Source organism: Microbacterium ulmi (genome assembly GCF_011759705.1).
Classification (GTDB): domain Bacteria; phylum Actinomycetota; class Actinomycetes; order Actinomycetales; family Microbacteriaceae; genus Microbacterium; species Microbacterium ulmi.
On the sequence record NZ_JAAOZF010000002.1, the window covers coordinates 649123 to 669942 of the forward strand.

Below are 20820 nucleotides of genomic sequence, written 5' to 3' on the forward strand. Positions count from 1 at the left end.
AAGGCTTGGTGACTCATGTCACGAGAGGAACCGATCGTTGGAACTGGCTTCATACCTATCCGTCATGGAGAGCACCAAGAACCAATCAACCACCCCTATCAGAGCGCTGATTTACGCGCGGGCATCCCAGGATCGACTGAAGCTGATGCGGTCGATCAAGGATCAGATCACCGACTGCCGCGCCTGGTGCGAGCCTCTCGGTTGGAGGGTCGCGCGCGTCATCACGGATGCGGACCGCTCCGCGTCGCAGTGGCGACGCCGGGAACGCGAAGGATTCGACGAAGCGCTTCGTCTCATCGCTTCCGGGGAGATCGATGGGTTCGTAACCTGGGAGCCGTCTCGGGCGGGCCGCGACATGAGCGTCTACGTCGAGTTGCGTGCCGCGTGCCAGGAGGCGGGCGTCCTCTATCTCACCCAGGGGCGTGTCTTCGACTTCACGCGATCGGATGACACGTTCATGCTCGGCTTCGAGTTCCTCCGGGCCGAGGCGGATGCGAACACGATGCGCGAACGGCAGCTTCGGACGGTCCGGATGATCGCGGAAAAGGGACGCCCGCATGGACGGATCCCCTACGGGTACCGGCGCGTCTACGACGAGAGCACCGGGGTGCTCATCGGCCAGGAGCCCGACCCCCGCACCGGAGAGCTCGTTCGAATGATGGCGCGGGAAGTCCTCGACGGAACTCCGGTGACAGCGATCGCGAATCGGATGCAGGACCTCGGCGAAGAGACGCCGCAGGGAGCACGGAACGGCAACATCTCGGCCGGCTGGACCCCCTCGACCGTGAAGCTGATCCTGAAGAATCCGACGATCGCCGGCAAGCGGGTCTTCCGCGGGCAGGTGATCGGAGACGCGGGCTGGGCACCGTTGATCTCAGCGGAAGACTTCGTCCGCCTGCAGCGGCTCCTGTTCGACCCGTCGAGACGGGTACATGTCGGTGACGGGGTGACACCCAAGTCGCTGCTGTCGCACATCGCGATTTGCGACTACTGCGGACGGGTTCTGCGTCGGACGCTCAGTCGCGCGCAGGGCGATGCCCCGAGGGTGGTGCGCTACCAGTGCCAGTTCCGCGGCTGCTACAAGGTCGCGCTCGTCGCGGCCGACCTCGACCAGTACGTCACCGACTACGCGCTGCGGTGGCTCGCGAAGCCGGATCACATCGCGCTGCTCGCCGGCGAGGACGATGACTGGATCACGCACTCACTCGCAGCTCGGCAGCGGCTGAAGGAACTTGAGGACAGACTGCAGAGCGCCACCGAGCTCTCCTCAGAGGGCCAGCTCAGCTTCACGCTGCTGACTCAGATCGAGAAGACGTTGCGTCCCGAGATCGAGCAGGCCCAGCAGCAGCTCGTGCTTCCGATCGCCGACCGTACGCTCCGGGATCTCATTGGCGCCGAGGACCTGACCGCGGCGTGGGAAACCCTGGAGTTGGAGGAGCGGCGTCGGATCATCAAGGTCCTGTTCGAGATCCGTATCATGCAGGCTCCGCGTCGCGGCCACCGGGGCTTTCAACCGGAGCGAGTGCTCGTCACTCCTCGTGCAAGGGGAGGCGAGGCCCGACTCGACGACCCCAGGTAAGCAGTTGCTTCGGCATCGTGCCGCCCTCGCGGACCGCTAGATCAGCAAGATCTCCAGGGTCTGCCGTATTGTGGGTGATGCCTTCGGGAAGTGCTGTGCCACGTCAAGCAGTTTCGAGGCATAGTTGCCGCGCTCGCGGAGCCAACGCTTGAGCGCTCCGATGGCGAAGTCGCTGCCCCAGTGGTGGCTGAGGCGGAACAGGTCGACGATGGTGCGCTCGGCCGAGTACAGGCCGATCGACATCCCGCCCGGTAGGGCGTGCTCGGTGCGCCCGATGTGGAAGGTGTCGGGGTCGAAGCGGTGCCAGCCGATGTGGAGTCCGTGGACGGTCACCGGCTGGGTGCCGCGCGGGATGGCGATCTCGCTCTGGAACGGGATCTCGTCCGTGAGGTCGTAGATCACGAGGGCGGTGCTCAGGCAGATGGTCGCTTCCGGGCGCTTGGCCGCGACTGCCATCCATCCTGCTGTGGTGTCGTCGGTGGCCCAGGCGCGCATGAACAGCCCGGGGGCGATCCGCTCGTACTCACCGGCTTCGAGTAGTTGCCCGAGCCTGTGGCGAGTGATCCCATGCATGGGGAGATCTCGGTATCGGAAGAGCACCGGTGTCTCAGCGTCCACGCCACCCCTCTCGGCGAAAACCATTACAGATAGAGTATAGCGGGCTTAGTTTCCGTTGATGGAGTCAGCTCCCCAGCAGCTCGTCGAGGATCTCGACCGTGATCGGGTCGACTTCTTCGGCGCTTACGACGTAGCTGGCACGGGTGATCTGCTCGTTCGCGTGCCCAAGCAGCCGGGAGGCGAGCGTGAGCCCGGCTGCGCGTTCGACGAGTGTCGCAGTAGTGCGGCGATAGATGTGCGTGCTGTACTCGTCCACCTCGACGCCGAGCTTCTCGAGCGCCTCGCGATTGTCGTCGACGAACGAGCGCAGCAGCCGTTCGTAGTTGCTGACGCTGATCGGGTTGCCGGTCTTCGTTCCGAACAGGAGCGCGTCCTGCCCTGATGGCGCGAGCGCGAGGCGTCGCCGCACCGCGTCCGCCGCCAGGGCCGGCAGGGCGACGCGGCGACGCTGTCGAGTGCGCTTCGGGGCGTTCTTACGGACGATGCCCTGTTCCTTGTTCTGGATGATGGTGCCGTCGATGAGCATCGTCGGCGGTGCGGTGATGATATCCACGTCCCGGCGTCGCAGGCCGATGCACTCCCCCACGCGTGCCGACGTACCGAGCATGATGTCCATCCCGTCGATGAGCGCCCGGTGGTTCGGGCGCGGCCCGTCGGACTGGTCCTCGCGCCAGTGCTCCATCAGCTCGCGGATCCCGGCGATCTGCGCGGGCGTGAGGATCGAGGTCTTCTTCTCGGGGAGCGGCAGACGTTGCACATCGCGGACTGGGTTGAACGGGATCGCGTCGTCACGAACTGCGTAGCCGCAGATCAGCCCGAGTACCGCGCGTGCCCGCCGGGCGGCGGAGACGGACTTCTCCAGCAGGATCGCCTGGATGATGCGGTCGCACCGGCCGACGGTGAGCGCTCCGAGGGTGATCCCGCCGCACTGTGGCACGACAAGCCGCCGCAGCGTCGTCTCGTACGACTCGTAGGTGGAAAAAGACAGGGACCCGGCGACGGCTCGGGCGCGGATCTGCTCCAGCCACGCGGTGCCCGCTTCAGCGATCGTGTTGCGGCTGTCGAGTCCACTGAAAGCGGAACTGCTGAGCGCCTCAACTCGTCGGAGAAGTAGAGCACGAGCCTCCTCTTCGGTGTCGGCGACCACACGCAGCTGATGGAGATTCCCGCCGTCGTCGCGAGCTTGAGCGCGGGCGCGGTAGCCGGTGGCGAGGCGGGTGATGTGGATGGTGCCCATCTCCCCGGCGGGGATGCGTGGCCTACCCATGCCGGCGCTCCTTCACCCAGGCGAGGAGCTCGTCGCGGTCGTAGCGGACGTGGCGGCCGAGCTTCAGCCAAGGCGGGCCGGAGCGGGTCACCCTCCAGTCCTCGACGGTGCGCAGAGGCACGCGGAGGAGGTCGGCGACCTCGCGGCTGGTGAGGAGAACGGGCGTCGTCTGATCCATGACGGTCAGGTACGACCGGGCTCCCAGCAGTAGGCAGCCGTAGCCGGCAGCATCCGGGGCGGGACGCCGCGGATCGGCAGCCTTAGCCGTGCGGGAGCGGTATTTCGTCCCGTATCTCGTCACCAGGCCCGAAACGGGCTCTGACCAGGGGATGGACGATGGGCTGTTTAGCCGCGGGATCTCGCCAAATCTACTGCTGGGGTACCTGGACTCGAACCAAGAACAACTGAACCAGAATCAGCCGTGTTGCCAATTACACCATACCCCAAGGCGTTCGACCGAAGTCGTGCCGAGGATCGAGTCTAGCCGACGGCGGCGGCTGATCCAAACCGCGCGACCCGCCGCGCGCGGCGTCCGGTCAGCGCTGGACGAAGCCCGTCAGCCGACGCAGCGTCTCGGCCTTGCCGAGCAGCTCGATCGACTCGAACAGCGGCGGCGACACGCGGCGCCCGCTCAGCGCGACCCGCAGCGGCCCATACGCGACGCGGGGCTTGAGGCCGAGCCCGTCGATGAGCGCGGCGGAGAGCGCGTCCTGCACGGCCGCAGCCGTGAACTCGGCCTCGGGCACCAGATCGAGCGCACCGACGGACGCGATGACGACCTCGTTCGCGTCGGCAGGCAGCGACGACAGCGCGTCCTGCGCGTAGACGACGTCCTGCGCGAACAGGAAGCCGAGCAGTCCTGGCACCTCGCCGAGCAGTTGCACGCGCTCCTGCACGAGGGGCGCGGCCTTCGCGATGAGGGCGAGCTCGGCATCCGTCGGCTCCTCCCCCACGATGCCTGCCGCGGCCAGATACGGCACGATGCGCGTCGCGAAGTCGGCGGGCTCCAGCATCCGGATGTGGTCCCCGTTGATCGACTCCGCCTTCTTCTGGTCGAAGCGCGCGGGGTTCGGGTTGACGTCGACGATGTCGAACGCCGCCGTGAACTCCTCGAGGGAGAAGACGTCGCGATCGGGGCCGATCGACCAGCCGAGGAGGGCGAGGTAGTTCAGCAGGCCTTCATGGATGAACCCGCGCTCGCGATGCAGGAAGAGGTCGGCCTGCGGGTCGCGCTTGGAGAGCTTCTTGTTGCCCGTCTCGCCGAGGACGAGCGGCATGTGTCCGAAGCGCGGCACGAACGTCGTCACTCCGGCGTCGATGAGCGCCGCGTAGAGCGCCAGCTGACGAGCCGTCGAGGGCATGAGGTCTTCGCCGCGGATGACGTGGGTGATGCCCATGAGCGCGTCGTCGACGGGGTTCGTGAACGTGTACAGGGGCTGTCCGCCGGCCCGCACGACGACGAAGTCCGGGAAGGAGCCCGCAGGGAATGTGACCTCGCCGCGGATGAGATCGACGTACGTCACGTCGTGATCGGGCACGCGCACGCGCCACGCCGGCTCGCGGCCCTCGGCGCGGAATGCCGCCCGCTGCTCGTCGGTGAGGTCACGATCGAAGTTGTCGTAGCCGAGCTGCTTCGCGCGGCCGTTCGCCTCGTTGCGCGCGTCGATCTCCTCGGGAGTCGAGTAGCTCTCGTAGACGGCTCCGGTCGCGACGAGCCGCTGCAGCACGTCGGCGTAGATGTCGAGTCGCTGCGACTGCCGGTAGGGCTCGTGCGGGCCGCCCTTCTCGACGCCCTCGTCCCAGTCGATCTCGAGCCACGTCAACGCGTCGACGAGCTGGCGGTAGCTCTCCTCGCTGTCGCGTGCGGCATCCGTGTCTTCGACGCGGAAGATGAGCTTCCCGCCCGTGTGACGCGCGTACGCCCAGTTGTAGAGGGCCGTGCGGACCATGCCGACGTGCGGCAGGCCGGTCGGAGACGGGCAGAACCGCACGCGCACGTCGGCGCCGGTCGCGGTCGTGGTGCGGGGATCGGGTGCAGAGGACATCGCCTCAAGCTTAGTGAGCGGATGCCGCCGCGCCTGGAGAGGTGCCGAGCCTGCCTACCGGCTCACGCGTCCCGTGCCGTGTTGCGAAGGATGCCGAGACCCGTCACCTCGACCTCCACCGTGTCACCCGCGACGAACGGGCCCACGCCCGCGGGCGTTCCCGTCAGGATGACGTCGCCCGGCAGCAGCGTGAACGCCGCGGACGCGTAGGCGACGACCTCGGCGACGGAGTGCACCATGTCGCCGAGGAGTCCTCGCTGCTTCACCTCGCCGTTGAGACGGGTCTCGATCCAGACCTCGGCGGCCGGATCGAACTCGGTCTCGATCGCGGGGCCGAGGGGGCAGAACGTGTCGAAGCCCTTCGCACGCGCCCACTGGCCGTCGGTCTTCTGCAGATCGCGGGCCGTGACGTCGTTGGCGATCGTGTAGCCGAACACGTAGTCGAGCGCGTCCTCGGCCGAGACGTTCTTCGCGATGCGACCGATGACGGCGGCGACCTCGCCCTCGTAGTCGACGCGCTGAGACTGCGTGGGCAGCACGACGACGTCGCCCGGTCCGATCACCGACGTGTTCGGCTTGAAGAACAGCATCGGCTCGGCGGGGACTTCGTTGCCGAGCTCCGCGGCGTGGTCACGATAGTTGCGCGCGATCGCGACGACCTTCGAGCGCGGGATGACCGGCGCGAGCAGCGCGATGTCCGAGAGCGGAACGCGCTCCCCCGTCGTGTCGAACCCCGCGAACATCGGGTCGCCCTCGAGGACGACGAGATCCGTCCCGTCGACGATCCCGTACTTGATGGCGTCCTGGTGGCTGAAGCGGGCGATCCTCACCCGTCCAGCCTACCCAGGGGCTTCGTTCGGCGCGTCAGCCGTCGAGGCGCACGAGCCAGCCGTGCGTGTCCTCGCGGCGTCCGTACTGGATGTCGGTGAGCTCTTCCCGCAGCGACAGCGCGAGCGGGCCCGTGGGCTGCTCGTCGAAGAAGCCGCGGCCCTTGAGGACGCCGATCGGCGCCACGACGGCGGCCGTGCCGCACGCGAAGACCTCGACGATGTCGCCGGATGCCACTCCCGACCGCCATTCGTCGATCGAGACGTCGCGGCCCTCGACCTTGTGTCCGCGGTCGACGGCGAGCTGAAGGAGCGAGTCGCGGGTGATGCCCTCGAGGATCGAGTCGGATTGGGGCGTGACGATCGTGCCGTCCTTGTAGACGAAGACGATGTTCATGCCGCCGAGCTCTTCCACGTTGCGGTCCTGGTCGAGGAACACGACCTGGTCGCAGCCCTCCTCGTACGCCTCTGCCTGCGGCAGGAGGCTTGCCGCGTAGTTGCCGCCGGTCTTCGCCGCGCCCGTGCCGCCCTTGCCCGCGCGGGCGTAGTCCTCGCTGAGCCAGATCGAGACGGGTTTGGCGCCGCCCTTGAAGTACGCGCCGACGGGCGATGCGATGACGTAGTAGTTGACCTTGTTCGCGGGGCGGACGCCGAGGAAGGCTTCCTTGGCGAACATGAAGGGCCGCAGGTAGAGGCTCTGGTCGGCGCCCGACGGAACCCAGGCGCCGTCGACCGCGATGAGCTCGCGCAGCGACTGCACGAAGTACTCGACGGGCAGCTCGGGCAGCGCGAGGCGGCGCGCGCTGCGCTGCAGGCGCAGGCCGTTCTGGCGCGGACGGAAGGTGTGGATCGAGCCGTCGGCGTGGCGGTACGCCTTGATGCCCTCGAAGATCTCCTGGCCGTAGTGCAGCACGGCCGCCGCCGGGTCGAGGGACAGCGGGCCGTAGGGCTGGACGCGCGGGCGGTGCCAGCCGCCGCCGACCGACCAGCAGATGTCGACCATGTGGTCGGTGAACGCGGTGCCGAAGACGGGATCGCGCAGCAGCTCTTCACGCTGCGCCGTGGTCTTTGCCGCAAGGTTCTTGGTGACGGCGAACTGCAGCGGTGCGAGTCCGGTGTCGGGGTCGTCGAGAAGGGTCATGTCACGTCCTGAACGGTCGAGTGCGAGGCGATGCCGCTGTCACTCCAGGCTACGCCTGGACCCGCGCGACGATCGCGTCGCCGATCTGAGTGGTGGTGCGGGCATCCCCGCGGGCTGCGACATCTTCCTCCACGGCGCGGGTGACGCGCGCTGCTTCGTCTCGGAGCCCGAGGTGATCGAGCAGGAGGGCGACGGAGAGGATCGCGGCCGTGGGGTCTGCCAGCTGCTGTCCTGCGATGTCGGGTGCCGATCCGTGCACGGGCTCGAACATCGACGGGAACGCGCCGTCGGGATTGATGTTTCCCGAAGCGGCGAGACCGATGCCTCCTGTGACGGCGCCGGCCAAGTCGGTGAGGATGTCGCCGAAGAGGTTGTCGGTGACGATCACGTCGAAGCGGCCCGGGTTCGTGACCAGGAAGATGGTTGCTGCGTCGACGTGCAGGTAGTCTACGGCCACGTCGGGGTGCTCCTGCGCCACGGCGTCGACGATCCGCTGCCAGATTCCGCCCGCGTGCACGAGGACGTTCGTCTTGTGCACGAGCGTGAGCTTCTTGCGGCGCCGCTCGGCGAGGTCGAACGCGTACCGCACGACGCGCTCGACGCCGTAGGCGGTGTTGACGGATGTCTCGTTCGCGACCTCGTGCGGCGTCCCGCGGCGGATCGACCCGCCGTTGCCGACGTACGGCCCCTCCGTGCCTTCTCGCACGACGACGAAGTCGATGTCGCCGGGCGCCGCGAGCGGGCCCGGAGCGCCGTCGTAGAGCTTCGACGGGCGCAGGTTGACGTAGTGGTCGAGCTCGAACCGGAGCTTGAGGAGAAGTCCGCGCTCGATGTTGGCGTCCTTCAGGCGCGGGTCGCCCGGCACTCCCCCGACCGCTCCGAGGAGGATCGCGTCGTGCGCCTTGATCGCCTCGAGGTCCGCGTCGCTGAGGGTGTCGCCCGTCTCGAGGAAGCGAGCGGCCCCCAGCGAGAAGCGGGTCCTCTCGAACAGGATGCCGGAGCCGGCGGTCGCGGCATCCAGCACCTTCTCCGCCTCTGCCACCACCTCGGGGCCGATGCCGTCGCCGGGGATGACGGCGAGCTTCACGACGCGCTGCTGGTGCTGGACGCGGGACTCGGGACTCATTGCTCTCCTCGCTCGGGGTGCTCCGCGTGCGCGACCGGGCGTGCGGCGCACACCCACCCAGGCTATCCGCCGAGCTGCGCGCCGCCGCACGCGTCAGTCGAGGTCGTCGGGAGCGGGCGGCGCCGGCGCCATCGGCGCGGGGTACGGAGCCGGCCTCCCCGGCGTCTGCGTCGTCGTGGAGGAGTTGGCGATGCCTGCCAGGATCGCGGCCGCGAGCAGGAGGGCGACCACGACCGCCCAGGCACGGCCGCCCCGCCACGCTAGGGGCCTGTCGATGTGCGTGCTCATGCCTCGACGGTACGGATGCGGGCCGGGCGGCGGCATCCGGGCGTGCGCGGGAATCCGCGTCGGTGCTGACCCTGATGACAGGTGTCGCGACCGCTGGGAGAATCCGAGTGATGCCGACCCTTCTCATCGTCGACGACCACGACTCGTTCCGCTCCTGGGCGCGGCGCGTGCTGACCGACGACGGCTTCGAGGTGGTGGGCGAGGCGGCGGACGGGGCGGCCGCGATCGACGCCGTCGCGCAGCTGCACCCCGAGGTGACCCTCCTCGACATCGTCCTTCCCGACATGACGGGATTCGAGGTCGCGAGCTCGGTGCACCGCGAGACGATCGTCGTGCTGACCTCGAGCCGCTCGTCCGACGACGTCGATCCCGATCTCGTCGCCGCCGTGTCGGCGGGATTCGTCGAGAAGGCCGACCTCAGCGGCACGGCGCTCCTCGGGGTCGTGGCGAGAGATGTCGGCTGACGTCGCAGCGCGACCGCGCGCCGTCGCAGCGCGGCGCACGCTGGCGTTCGTCGCCCTCGGCACGGCGTGCTTCGTGTGGGCGGTCGGCGCCGCGTGGATCCGCGCTGCCACCGAGTGGACGGGCAACCAGCTCCTGGACCTCATCTCGGGAGGGTCCTATCTCGCCGCCGGGGTGTACGCGATGTACCGGAGGCCGCGCAACGTCATCGGGATCCTGCTGCTCGTGTACGGGATCGTCTGGTTCCTGTCCGTCTGGGCGTACACGGCGTACGCGCCGCTGTTCGCGTGGGCGCAGGTCGCCCTTCCCGCCTCGACGGCGCTCCTGGTCCACGTCGCGCTCGTGTTCCCCGACGGGCGCGCCGCGACACGGCTCGGCCGCGTCGTGATCATCGCCTCGTACGTGTGGATCGTCGGGACGGCGTTCGGCGTCGAAGCGACTCGAGATCGAGTCGCGCAGGGTCTCGAGGACTTCGTCCCGACGCTCGATCTGTGGCCCTCCACGACCGCGTTCGGGGTCTTCGCCTCGCTCAGCGATCTCGGAACCCCCGTCATCGTGGCGCTCATGCTCGTGGCCTTCGGCCAGCGCTGGGCGCTCGCCTCCCCCGCGCAGCGACGCGACCTGCGTCCCCTCTGGATCCTCATCGCCGTCGGCGGCGGCGCCTTCACCGCTCGAGCACTGGGCTCGCTGACGAACGCGCCGGACCCCGTCGCGAGCGTCCTCGGCGAGCTCGTGACGGTCGTGCAGATCGCGCTTCCCCTCGTCGTGGTGTGGGGCCTCCTCCGGGCCCGGATGTCGGTGGGAGACCTCGTCAGGGAGATCCGTCAGCCGCTCGGACCCGGCGGTCTCGAGTCGGCTCTGCGCCACGCGGTCGGCGACCCGGGGCTGCGGGTGCGCTACGCGGACGCCTCCGGCGCGTGGACGGATGCCGCGGGTGCTCCCGTCGCGCTGGCGCCGTCGGAGAGCGCGGCCGTGGCCGTCATCGTCGGACGGGACAGCGCGCGCCGCGCGGCCCTCGTCCACGATCCAGGACTCGACCCCGTCGTCGTGGAGGCCGCCGCGGCGGCGGCCGGCCTCGTGATCGAGAACGATGCGCTCAGGGCCGAGGTCGAGGAGCAGCTCGCCGAGGTCCAGGCATCCCGACGGCGGATCGTGGCCGCCGGCGACGCCGAGCGCAAGCGGGTCGAGCGCGACCTCCACGACGGCGCGCAGCAGCGGCTGCTCTCCCTCATGCTCGCGCTCAAGACCGCCAAGCGGGAGGCGGAGTCGGGAAGCGACGCGGCCGCCGCCACGATCGGCGAGGCCGCGGAGGAGCTGCGGCTCGCGATCGACGAGCTGCGCGAGCTCGCGCGCGGCATCCATCCCGCGATCCTCACCGATGCGGGTCTGGGTCCCGCCGTCCGCGCGCTCGCCGATCGCTCCGCCGTGCGCGTCGCCGCGCTCGAGCTCCCCGCGGGGCGGTTCGCGCCTCCCGTCGAGGCGACGGCCTACTTCGTCGTGTCCGAGGCGCTCGCGAACGTCGCGAAGCACGCCGCGGCGGACGAGGTGTCGATCGCGGTCGCCGCGGACGGCGACTCGCTGCGCGTCGCCGTCTCCGACGACGGCGTCGGAGGTGCCGATGCCGCCCGCGGGTCGGGGCTGCGCGGCCTCGCCGACCGGGTGGCCGCCGCGAACGGGACGCTCGACGTCGTGAGCCCCCCGGGCGCAGGCACGACGGTGCGCGCGCGCCTCCCCTTCGCGGAGGCGGCGGGCGCATGAGAGTCGTGCTCGCCGACGACGCGGTGCTGTTCCGCACGGGGCTCGCCCGGCTCCTGACGGAGGCGCACGTCGACGTCGTGGCGCAGGCGGACGACCTGCCGTCGCTCGAGGCGGCTGTCGCCGGGCACGATCCCGACGTCGTCATCCTCGACGTCAGGATGCCGCCCACGTACACGACCGAGGGGCTGCAGGCGGCGCTCTCCATCCGCCGCGCGCGACCCCGCCAGCCGCTGCTCGTGCTGTCGCAGCACATCGAGCCCCAGTACACCGTGGACCTGCTGCGGGAAGGGGCGTCCGGCCTCGGCTACCTCCTCAAGGACCGCGTCGCCGACGACGCCGAACTGGTCGAGGCGCTCGAGCGCCTCGCGGGCGGCGCATCGGTCATCGACCCCGCCGTCGTCGCGGCGATGCTCTCGGCGACGACCGCGCGGGACCCGCTGTCGGTCCTGACGGATCGCGAGCGCGAGGTGCTCGCACTCATGGCGGAAGGCCGGTCGAACGCGGCGATCCGCGTGCGGCTGTTCCTCACGGACAAGACCGTCGAGTCGCACGTGCGCAGCATCTTCCACAAGCTGGGGCTTCCGCCGGCCGCCGACGACCACCGTCGAGTCCTGGCCGTGCTGACCTATCTGCGGCGACCGCCCGGGACGTGAGAGTCCGAGTCGGCGCACGCTGGATCGGTGTCGCGGCGGGCCCGGCGTCGACCCGGTCACCGCGTGCCGGACCCGTCGTCACGGGACGGGCGCGGCGTCGACCCGGTCACCGCGTGCTGGACCCGTCGTCACGGGAGGGGCCCAGCGTCGTCGCGGCCACGACCGCGGCCACGACGACGAGTCCCGCCCCCATGAGCGCCGCGACCCCGACGCCCGCATCGAACGCCGTGGCCGCGGCATCCTGCAGCGCCGTCGCAAGACCCGGCTCCAGTCCGTGCGACGCCGCGACGGCGCCCGCGAGGGTCTCGCGCGCGGCATCCGCTGCGCCCGTGGGAAGCCCCGCAGGCAGCACGAGGTTCGTGCGGTACAGCGCCGCGAGGATGCCGCCGAGGATCGCCGTGCCGAGCACGGCGCCCAGCTCATAGGCCGTCTCGGAGACAGCGCTCGCCGCACCGGCCTTCGACGGCGGCGCGCTCGAGAGGATGAGCTCGTTCGAGATCGTCTCGGCCATGCCGACCCCGACCCCGAGCGACACGAACGCCACGACGAGCAGGCCGAGGTCCGCGCTCGACGTGCTCGCCGCGACGAGCACGTATCCGAGCAGCGAGAACGCGAGCGCGGACGGAACGACGATGCGAGGTGCCACGCGCTTCGCGATCGGGACGACGACGAGTCCCGACACGACCATCGCGACGAGTCCCGGCACGAGCGCGAGTCCCGACTCGAACGGGCTCAGGCCCACGACGAGCTGCAGATGCTGCGCCACGAAGTACAGGAAGCCGACGAGCGCCACGACGCTCAGGAGATTGACGAGGATGGCTCCCGTGAAGGTGCCCCGGCGGAACAGCGCCATGTCGAGCATGGGCGCCTCGAGCCGCAGCTGCCGGCGCACGAACAGCACGCCGAAGCCCGCGCCGACCGCGAACAGGACGGGCGCGACGCTCGCGAGGCCGTCGACGGCGAGCTCCTTGATCGCGTACACGATGGGCACCATCGTCGCGAGCGACAGCACGATGCTCGGCGCATCGATGCGGCCGGGGCACGGGTCCCGGCTCTCGGGCACGAGGATCGGCGCGAGGACCAGGAGCGGCACGAGCACGGGCACGGCGAGAAGGAACACGGATCCCCACGCGAAGCGCTCGAGGAGGAGGCCGCCGACGATCGGCCCGAGGGCGGATCCGGCCGAGAACATGGCCGCCCAGATAGCGATGGCGAGGCGCCGCTGGTCGCGGTCGCTGAAGATGCTCCGGATGAGCGACAGCGTCGACGGCATGAGCATCGCCCCGAAGACGCCGAGGAGGGCGCGTCCCGCGATCAGCAGGACGGCCGTGGGCGCGAAGCCGGCGACGGCCGACACGGCCGCGAAGCCGGTCGCGCCGATGAGCAGCATCCGTCGCCGTCCGACGCGGTCGCCGAGTGTGCCCATCGTCACGAGCAGGCTCGCGAGGACGAGGGGGTACGCGTCGACGATCCACAGCTGCTGGATCGACGTCGGGGCGAGGTCGAGGGCGATCGAGGGGAGCGCGAAGCTCAGCACCGTGTTGTCGACCGAGACGAGCAGGACCGGAAGCATGAGCACGGTGAGCGCGGCCCATCCGCGCGCGCCGACGGGCCGCGCCTCGGCGTCGGCGATCCGGAGTTCCTGCGTGAGCGTCATCATTTCTATACCGTCCAGCCGGTATAGTATCAGGCGTGCGCGCCGCGATGGATACGATCGAGCCATGAGCCGCCCGCCGAGCGCCCGGGAGAGCGTCCTCGACGCGTTCGAAGGGCTCCTCGTGACCGACGGCGAACGTGCCGCGACAATGGATGCCGCCGCCCGCGCCGCCGGCGTCTCGAAGGGCGGACTGCTGTATCACTTCGCCTCGAAGGACGCGCTCGAAGCGGGTCTCGTCGACCGGCTGCGCCGTCTCGTCGATTCCGACGTCGCGGCGATCGAGGCCGCGCCGGAGGGTGCCGTCGCCTACTTCCTGCGATCGTCCGTCATGGACGACGATCCCCTCGACCGCGCCATCATCTCCGTCTCGCGCCTCGCGCAGCGCGGCAGCGGCGCAGCGAGCGCCGCGCTGCGCGACATGCGCGACCGGTGGGCGGACGTGCTGCGTCCGCACGTCCGAGACGACGCCGCGCTCGACCTCGTCATGCTCGTGAGCGACGGGCTCTACTTCAACAACGCCCTCGGCGGCGACGCGCCCCTCACTGCGGTGCCCTCGGGTCCCGCGCTCGACGCGCTCGTCGCGCTCGTCGTCGACGCCGTCGCGCCCTGACCGCGCACCGACGACGGTCCAGGATGCCGCGACCGGGGTCGCGCTCCCCCGACGCCGCGGGGCTCGCAGGCCGCCTAGGACTCTGTGATCTCGATCTGCCGGAACAGGTCGGCCTGGATCGCCGAGCGGACCTCGTCGAGCAGCTCGTCGGGCACGGGCGAGTCGACCGTCAGCACCGACAGCGCCTGGCCGCCGGCCGTGTTGCGTGCGATCTGCATGCCGGCGATGTTGATGCCGGCCTCGCCGAACTTCTGGCCGTACACCGCGACGATGCCGGGACGGTCCGCGTAGAGCATGACGATGTGGTTCTTCTCGATCGGCAGCTCGACCGCGTAGTCGTTGATGCCGACGAGCTTCTCGATCTGCTTCGTGCCGGTGAGCGTGCCCGACACGGCGAGCTGCGAGCCGTCCGAGAGGGCGCCGCGCAGCGTGATGACGTTGCGGTACTCCGGGCTGTCGTCGTCGACGAGCAGGCGCACCTCGACGCCGCGCTGGTCCGCGAGCAGCGGCGCGTTGACGTACGAGACGGTCTCGCTCACGATGTTCGTGAACAGGCCCTTGAGCGCTGCCAGCTTGAGCACCTTGACGTCGTACTGGTTCAGCTCGCCGTGCACCTCGACGTCGAGGCTCGTGAGCGGGCTGCGGGCGAGGGCCGCGAAGATCTGTCCGAGCTTCTCGACGAGCGGGATGCCGGGGCGCACGTACGGGTCGATGACGCCGCCGGCGACGTTGACGGCGTCGGGCACGAGCTCGCCGCCCAGTGCGAGGCGCACGGACCTGGCGACCGAGACGCCGGCCTTCTCCTGCGCCTCGTCGGTCGAGGCGCCCAGGTGCGGCGTCACGACGACGTTGGGCAGGTCGAGGAGCCTCCTCGCGGGTCCGTCCTGTGCGGGGGGCTCGCTCGAGAACACGTCCAGGCCCGCGCCGGCGATCTCGCCCGTCGTGAGCGCCGTGTAGAGCGCCTCCTCGTCGATGAGCCCGCCGCGTGCGACGTTGACGACGTATGCCGTGGGCTTCATGCGCGCGAACGCCTCCGCGCCGATCATGCCCGTCGTCTCGGGCGTCTTCGGCATGTGGATCGTGATGAAGTCGCTCTGCTCCACGAGATCGTCGAGCGACACGAGCTGCACGCCGAGCTGCTGTGCGCGCGCGCTCGTGACATACGGGTCGTACGCGACGACGCGCATGTCGAACGCCTGCAGACGCGCGGCGATGAGCGCGCCGATGCGGCCGAGGCCGATGATGCCGACGGTCTTCTCGAACAGCTCCGTGCCCGTGAACGAGCTGCGCTTCCACGCGCCCGCGGCGAGCGACGCGTGAGCGGCGGGGATGCGCCGGGCAAGGCTCAGGATGTGCCCGATCGTCAGCTCGGCGGCCGAGATGATGTTCGAGGTCGGCGCGTTGACGACCATGACGCCCGCCGTCGTCGCCGTCTTGATGTCGACGTTGTCCAGGCCCACGCCTGCGCGGGCGATGACCTTCAAGGCGGGAGCCGCGGCGATGGCCTCGGCATCCATCTTCGTCGCCGACCGGATGAGCACGGCGTTCGCCTCGGCCAGCGCCGGCAGGAGCGCCGAACGATCTGCGCCGTCGACGCTGCGGATCTCGAAGTCGGGACCGAGCGCGTCGATCGTGGCGGGAGAGAGTTCTTCGGCGATCAGGACGACAGGCTTCGACACAGGCAGGACCTTCGGGGCGGCGGCAGAGCGATGGACGGCAGAGCGGTGGATGCCGCGCCGCACGCGATCGGGGCGAGGCTGAACACAAGCCTAGCGGGGGTCACCTGGGCGAACCGTGCGCGTGACGGGCGAGTCAGCTCAGCAGCGAGCTCGGGCTGAGCGCCGTGTACGCGACGAGATCGAGCCAGAACACCGCGACCAGACCGAGACCCGTCAGCATGATGAGCAGGGCGTGGTGGGCGGGCCGGCGGTGAGAGAGCCGGAACGCGAAGACGTACACGATGACCGGGAAGACGATCGCGAAGATCCACACCGCCCAGCCGAAGGCGTTGAGCGGCCGGCCGGCGTCGCCGAAGAACTGCGCGGTCTGGATGAGGTTCGCGATCGCGTTCCAGACGGCGTACGCGTAGAAGAGCCCGAACAGCCCCATGATCGTGCCGAGCAGCCACACCGGCATGCGGTGCGCGGGGGACGCGGCATCCGTCGACCGGCTCATCGCCCCACCGCCCCCGTGAGGATGAAGGGCCACGGCACGAGGAGCAGGGCTCCCCCGACGAGCCACGCGATCCGCACCCACGCGGCGCTGCGGATCGTGAGCAGGAACACGGTCGCGAACCACAGGACCGGCGCCAGGACGGCGAGCCAGAAGCTCCCCTGGAACATGACGTCGGAGACGAGGTACTCGAGCCGGCCCTGCAGCCGCATCCCCCCGACGACCCAGCCGATGGCGTACAGCAGGTACGCGCCGCCGAAGACGCCGAGCGCGACGAACATCGCGTTGCCGAGGGGCGCCGCGGCGGGGTCCGGCGCGACCGTGCCGTCGGCGTCCAGCCGCGCGACGTCGTGGCTGCCCTTGCCGACGGCCTCGAATCCCTCCGGAAGACCGACCGGCGCGGCTGCGACGGGTTCGGCGGCCCCCGTCGTCCCCTCCGGCCCGGGGTCCTTCGCCCTGCCGACGCCGACGTCGAGCGTCGGGTCGTCATCGCCGCCCCACGAGAGGGCCTCGTCGTCGCGTCCGGGTGTCACGTGTGTCAGCGTAATGCGCGGCGTCGTCGCCGTGCGCGAAGACGACGAAGCCGGATGCCGCGCCTCCTCGAACTTCGCGAGGACGAGCGCGTGCCACGTGCTCGGACCGACGACGCCGTCGACGGGTGGCGCGAACCGGGCCTGGACGTCGCGGACGGCGTGATCCGTCAGCGGGCCGACGTCGGGGGCGGGTCCGGAGAGCCGCCCCTCGAGGGAAGAGAGCCGCGCCCCGGCGTGATGCCGCGGCATCCGTCACGCGTCCGCCGCGTCGGCGCCTCCGGGCGGCCACGGCGCGGAGGGAGCGCGCAGGAACGCCGACGGCGGGTGCCCGGTGACCTCGCGGACGTGCCTGCTGAAGTACCCCTCGTCGCGGTACCCGCATGCGCGGGCGACGTCGCGGACACGGAACTTCCCGCTGCGGAGCATGTCGACGGCGTTGCGCAGCCGCACGTCCGTCAGATACTGGCGGGGACTGCGGCCCGTCTCCTGGCGGAAGAGGTCCGCGAAGTACACGGGGTGCAGCCCCGCGCGCTCGGCGATGGCGGCCACCGTGACGGGCTCGGCGAAGTGGTCCGTGATGTACCGCACGGCGCGGTCGACGCGCGGATCGCGCCACCGACGCGACGCGCCGGGATCGGCGAGCGCCGCGCAGCGATGCAGGATCAGCAGGACGAGCCCGTCGATGCGCGGCAGGTCGCGGTCGGCGCGGTGCACCCACGTGTGCCACAGCTCGCGCTGGAGGCCGATCAGCTCCTCATCGATGCCGACGCGCGTCACGGTCGCCAGCGGCAGGCGACTTCCCTCCTCGGCGCGCAGCACGAAGTCGATCGCCATGCACGTCATCGGGTCGTCCAGCGGCGTCGAGGCGGACCGCACGGATCCCGGCTGGATGCAGACGAGGTCGCCCGCGCTCACCTCGTGCCGAACGCCGTCGACGGTGTACTCGGCCCGACCGGACACGACATACGTGAGGTCGATGAAGTCGATGCGCTCGCGGGGCATCGACCAGTCCGCGGGGCACGTGCGATACGCGCAGTAGCCGACCTCGACGCCGAGATGACCCCGCGCCGCAGCATCCTCGCCGTCTCGCATGCCGTCCTGCTCTGTAAACCTTTTCTGAACTCTCTCCCATCATCTTGGATTTCCCCATGTCGCGGGCGCATAGCCCCCTCATACGTTCTTTCATGCGGAGGTCAACAGGCTCCGCCCGCCGGCGCAGTCGCCGCGGCCCGCATGGATGAAGGAGTCCACATGCGAAGTCCCCTCCCCCGAGCCGGGATGACCGCGGCGGTCGCCGCGCTCGTCGTCGCGCTCATCCCCGCCGCGGCGCACGCGGAGACCGGCGATGCCGGCGATCCGCTCGTCATCGGCTACGGCTCGCCGAACATCGGCGGCAGCGCGGCGGATCCCCTCTGGGACGATGTCGCGCCCGTGCCCGTCGCGAAGCGCACGGGCTCCCCGGTCGCGAGCGCCGAAGTGAAGGCGGTGTGGGACGAGAACTATCTGTACACGCTCACGGAGGTCACCGATCCGCAGCTCGACATCAGCTCGGGCCAGCTCTACAACCAGGACTCCGTCGAGGTGTTCGTCGATCTCGTCGACGACAAGTCCGCCGCGCACACCACGTACGTCGCCCTGCAGGACTTCCAGTTCCGCATCAGCTACGACAACCGTCCGTCGTTCGACCACGGCGGCGACGACCGTCTCATCTCGAACACCCGTACGACCGACGGCGGCTACGTCGTCGAGTCGGTGTTCCGCGTCGGCGACCTCGTCGAGGGCGGCCTGACCTCGGGCAGGACGCTGGGCTTCGACGTCCAGATCAACGACGGCGCCGGCGGCAACCGGGTCGGCCAGCTGTTCTGGCACGACGGAACCGGCAATCAGTGGCAGCGCCCCGGGCTGTTCGGCACGATCGCGCTGGAGGCCAAGCCGTCCGACATCCCGCCCCGGGTCGACAGGATCGAGCTCTTCTACGCCATCACGCAGGCGGGGCGGGTCAACCGTGCGATCTACGGCAACGCGTCCGTCATCGACGAGCCGCTCGAGGTCGCGCGCGCCGTCTTCGCCGACGACTCCGCCTCGCAGCAGACGGTGGATGCCGCCCGCAGCGCGCTCAGCGACGCGCTCTTCGCGCTCGAGCGCACGGGCCCGTATCCCGATCCGAAGCACCTGCCGGATCAGCCGGGGATGCCCGACCTGTTCCAGTTCCTCGACGGCTCGCGCGTCGAGTCGACCGCCGACTGGGACCGCCGCCGCGAGGAGATCGCCGGCATGGCGCAGTACTACGAGTACGGCTACCAGGCGGGCGCTCCGGCCTCGCTCACCGCCGCTCACGGCGAGCGCTCGGGCTTCGACTTCGGCTGCTTCTGCTTCACGAGCCAGCCCGCGATCGACATCCGCATGACGAACGACGTCGCGGGGCAGAGCGTGAGCAGGTCGTTCACGGCCGTGCTGCAGGTTCCCGACGCCTCGTCCGGCTTCTCGGCACCGTACCCCGTCGTCATCGGCTTCGGCGCAGTGCCGGGGGCGGATCAGTTCCTCGCCAACGGCATCGCGACGATCGCGTACACCCCGACGGATGTCGGAAACGAGAACCACACGGGCATCTACTACGACTTCTTCCCGTACGAGAAGGACATCGCGGGAGCCGACACCGGCACGCTCATGGCCTGGGCGTGGGGGGTCAGCAGGATCGTGGACGCGATCTCGTACGTCGATCCGGCGACGGGCGAGCGCGCCATCTCGGAGCTCGACCCTGACGGCATCGCGGTCACGGGACACTCCCGCTACGGCAAGGGCACGCTCGTGGCGGGCGCCTTCGACGACCGCATCGCCGTCGTGGCGCCGAACGGATCGGGCACGGGCGGCGCGTCGAGCTGGCGCTACCAGTTCGCCGGCAAGGACTATCGCGTCGACAACGGCGGGCAGGCCTATCCGTGGGCGGTCGACGACGCGAGCTCGATCAACGGCTACGTCGAGACGATCAACAACACGTTCGGCGGCAACGCGCCGTGGTTCGCCGACATCTTCGGCGAGTTCCGCGAGCCCGACTCACCGGCGCCCGTGCGGCTGCCGTTCGATCAGCACTCCGTCATGGCGCTCGTCGCCCCGCGCCCGCTGCTCGTGACGGGCGGGTTCTCGGACTTCGGCACGAACCCCGAGTCGATGGCGATGAGCTACCGCGCGGCGGAGAAGGCGTACGAGTTCCTCGACGTGCCCGACCGCATCGGCGTCGCGTTCCACGACGGCGGCCACACGCACACGTTCGACGACACCGCGTACCTCCTCGCGATGATGAAGTACTACCTGCGCGGCGACACCTCCGCGGCGGTCGGCGACAAGCTCGTCGCCGCGAAGACGTACCCGTTCCACACGTACGACGAGGCCTCGGCCCCGTGGTCGGCGCCGGAGCGGTCGGCGCTGACGGTGACGGCGCCGACAGCGAAGCCCGGCGCCCTGTTCGACGCGACGGTGTCGTTCGCCGCGCCGACGGCCGTCGACGACACGGACCTGACCGTGTCGTTCGACGCGAGCAGGCTGCGGGTCGAGAAGGTCTCGGCTGCGGCGGGGCTCGCGGTCGCAGGGCAGAGCACGACGGCAGGCACGCTCACGATCCGGCTCTCCGCCGCGGGGCCCGTGACGACGCGTGACCTCGTGCGGGTGACGTTCCGGGCGACGGACCGCCTCGGCACGGCGGCGCTCGACGTCGACGCCGCGGCGACCCGCGTCGCGCCCGACGGCTACTCCTGGACGTCGCACGTCGGCGGGTCCGGCTCGGCGACGATCGCCGTGGCGGAGTGGGACGCGAAGGCGGTCTACAACGAGGGCGATCGCGTCGGCTACCAGGGACGGCAGTACCTCGCCTCCTGGTGGACGTCGAACCAGAAGCCGGGCGACCCCTACGGGCCGTGGCAGGAGATCGCGACGCTCGACGACGGGTCCGCCGTGTGGACGGCATCCCGCATCTTCGACGCGGGTGACGTCGTGACGTACGACGGGCGCACGTGGACCGCCAAGTGGTGGACGCGCAACCAGACGCCCGGCGACCCCTACGGGCCGTGGCAGCCGCGATCCTGACCCG

The 20820-nt window shown here is 70.1% G+C and carries 19 protein-coding genes and 1 tRNA gene; 6 read left to right on the forward strand and 14 right to left on the reverse strand.

Going from position 1 to position 20820, the window contains the following annotated elements:
• Positions 1-64: 64 nt before the first annotated feature.
• Positions 65-1579 carry a recombinase family protein gene (locus FHS08_RS15740; RefSeq protein ID WP_243847532.1) on the forward strand — a complete coding sequence of 505 codons (1515 nt, stop codon included), beginning with the start codon at positions 65-67 and terminating at the stop codon, positions 1577-1579.
• Between the two features lie 36 nt (positions 1580-1615).
• On the opposite strand, the gene FHS08_RS15745 is transcribed toward FHS08_RS15740, so the two are convergent.
• The 9 genes from FHS08_RS15745 to FHS08_RS15785 all read right to left on the reverse strand — a co-directional run bounded on the left by FHS08_RS15745 (position 1616) and on the right by FHS08_RS15785 (position 8891).
• Positions 1616-2221 (reverse strand): type IV toxin-antitoxin system AbiEi family antitoxin domain-containing protein, encoded by a 606-nt coding sequence (locus FHS08_RS15745; protein ID WP_243847533.1) that lies wholly within the window; start codon positions 2219-2221, stop codon positions 1616-1618.
• A gap of 40 nt (positions 2222-2261) precedes the next feature.
• Positions 2262-3464, reverse strand: a complete 1203-nt coding sequence (locus FHS08_RS15750) for a tyrosine-type recombinase/integrase (protein ID WP_167041327.1) — start codon at positions 3462-3464, stop codon at positions 2262-2264.
• Entirely contained in the window at positions 3457-3642 is a 186-nt protein-coding gene (locus FHS08_RS15755; protein ID WP_167041330.1) for a helix-turn-helix transcriptional regulator, read from the reverse strand. The genes FHS08_RS15750 and FHS08_RS15755 overlap by 8 nt, the downstream gene beginning before the upstream one ends.
• Positions 3643-3838: 196 nt before the next feature.
• Positions 3839-3910: transfer RNA gene (locus FHS08_RS15760), tRNA-Gln, on the reverse strand.
• Between the two features lie 90 nt (positions 3911-4000).
• Positions 4001-5509 (reverse strand): glutamate--tRNA ligase, encoded by a 1509-nt coding sequence (gene gltX, locus FHS08_RS15765; RefSeq protein WP_167041333.1) that lies wholly within the window; start codon positions 5507-5509, stop codon positions 4001-4003.
• Between the two features lie 62 nt (positions 5510-5571).
• Positions 5572-6339 carry a fumarylacetoacetate hydrolase family protein gene (locus FHS08_RS15770; protein WP_167041336.1) on the reverse strand — a complete coding sequence of 256 codons (768 nt, stop codon included), beginning with the start codon at positions 6337-6339 and terminating at the stop codon, positions 5572-5574.
• A 34-nt stretch (positions 6340-6373) separates the two neighbouring features.
• Entirely contained in the window at positions 6374-7477 is a 1104-nt protein-coding gene (locus FHS08_RS15775; RefSeq protein WP_167041339.1) for a branched-chain amino acid aminotransferase, read from the reverse strand.
• 49 nt (positions 7478-7526) lie between these two features.
• Positions 7527-8603 carry a 3-isopropylmalate dehydrogenase gene (locus tag FHS08_RS15780; protein ID WP_167041342.1) on the reverse strand — a complete coding sequence of 359 codons (1077 nt, stop codon included), beginning with the start codon at positions 8601-8603 and terminating at the stop codon, positions 7527-7529.
• 93 nt (positions 8604-8696) lie between these two features.
• The gene (locus FHS08_RS15785; RefSeq protein WP_167041345.1) at positions 8697-8891 is read right to left on the reverse strand and encodes a hypothetical protein; all 195 of its coding nucleotides are present in this window, start codon (positions 8889-8891) and stop codon (positions 8697-8699) included.
• Between the two features lie 110 nt (positions 8892-9001).
• Here FHS08_RS15785 and FHS08_RS15790 point away from each other — a divergent pair, with 110 nt between their 5' ends.
• Genes FHS08_RS15790 through FHS08_RS15800 form a run of 3 tightly spaced genes read left to right on the forward strand, consistent with a single transcriptional unit; the run spans position 9002 to position 11764 of the window.
• Entirely contained in the window at positions 9002-9355 is a 354-nt protein-coding gene (locus FHS08_RS15790; RefSeq protein WP_208382577.1) for a response regulator, read from the forward strand.
• A complete protein-coding gene (locus FHS08_RS15795) occupies positions 9345-11111 on the forward strand; it encodes a sensor histidine kinase (RefSeq protein WP_167041351.1) in 1767 nt (588 codons plus the stop codon). Before FHS08_RS15790 ends, FHS08_RS15795 begins: the two co-directional genes overlap by 11 nt.
• Positions 11108-11764: a response regulator transcription factor gene (locus FHS08_RS15800; protein WP_167041354.1), complete on the forward strand. Its 657-nt coding sequence runs from the start codon at positions 11108-11110 to the stop codon at positions 11762-11764. The genes FHS08_RS15795 and FHS08_RS15800 overlap by 4 nt, the downstream gene beginning before the upstream one ends.
• Before the next feature lie 106 nt (positions 11765-11870).
• Here the strand turns inward: FHS08_RS15800 and FHS08_RS15805 are convergent, their stop codons facing one another.
• Positions 11871-13424 (reverse strand): MFS transporter, encoded by a 1554-nt coding sequence (locus tag FHS08_RS15805; protein WP_424960812.1) that lies wholly within the window; start codon positions 13422-13424, stop codon positions 11871-11873.
• 61 nt (positions 13425-13485) lie between these two features.
• On the opposite strand from FHS08_RS15805, the gene FHS08_RS15810 reads away from it, so the two are divergent.
• On the forward strand, positions 13486-14031 hold the full coding sequence (locus tag FHS08_RS15810) for a TetR/AcrR family transcriptional regulator (RefSeq protein WP_167041357.1): 546 nt from the start codon (positions 13486-13488) through the stop codon (positions 14029-14031).
• Between the two features lie 74 nt (positions 14032-14105).
• Here FHS08_RS15810 and serA read toward each other — a convergent pair whose 3' ends face one another.
• The 4 genes from serA to FHS08_RS15835 all read right to left on the reverse strand — a co-directional run bounded on the left by serA (position 14106) and on the right by FHS08_RS15835 (position 17828).
• Positions 14106-15710: a phosphoglycerate dehydrogenase gene (gene serA / locus FHS08_RS15815; protein WP_167041360.1), complete on the reverse strand. Its 1605-nt coding sequence runs from the start codon at positions 15708-15710 to the stop codon at positions 14106-14108.
• Positions 15711-15843: 133 nt separating this feature from the next.
• Positions 15844-16206 (reverse strand): hypothetical protein, encoded by a 363-nt coding sequence (locus FHS08_RS15820; RefSeq protein ID WP_243847534.1) that lies wholly within the window; start codon positions 16204-16206, stop codon positions 15844-15846.
• A complete protein-coding gene (locus tag FHS08_RS15825) occupies positions 16203-16985 on the reverse strand; it encodes a peptidoglycan-binding domain-containing protein (RefSeq protein WP_208382578.1) in 783 nt (260 codons plus the stop codon). The genes FHS08_RS15820 and FHS08_RS15825 overlap by 4 nt, the downstream gene beginning before the upstream one ends.
• Before the next feature lie 3 nt (positions 16986-16988).
• Positions 16989-17828 carry a helix-turn-helix transcriptional regulator gene (locus FHS08_RS15835; RefSeq protein ID WP_167041363.1) on the reverse strand — a complete coding sequence of 280 codons (840 nt, stop codon included), beginning with the start codon at positions 17826-17828 and terminating at the stop codon, positions 16989-16991.
• 159 nt (positions 17829-17987) lie between these two features.
• Here FHS08_RS15835 and FHS08_RS15840 point away from each other — a divergent pair, with 159 nt between their 5' ends.
• Positions 17988-20816 (forward strand): glucuronyl esterase domain-containing protein, encoded by a 2829-nt coding sequence (locus tag FHS08_RS15840; protein WP_167041366.1) that lies wholly within the window; start codon positions 17988-17990, stop codon positions 20814-20816.
• The last annotated feature ends 4 nt before the right edge of the window (positions 20817-20820 follow it).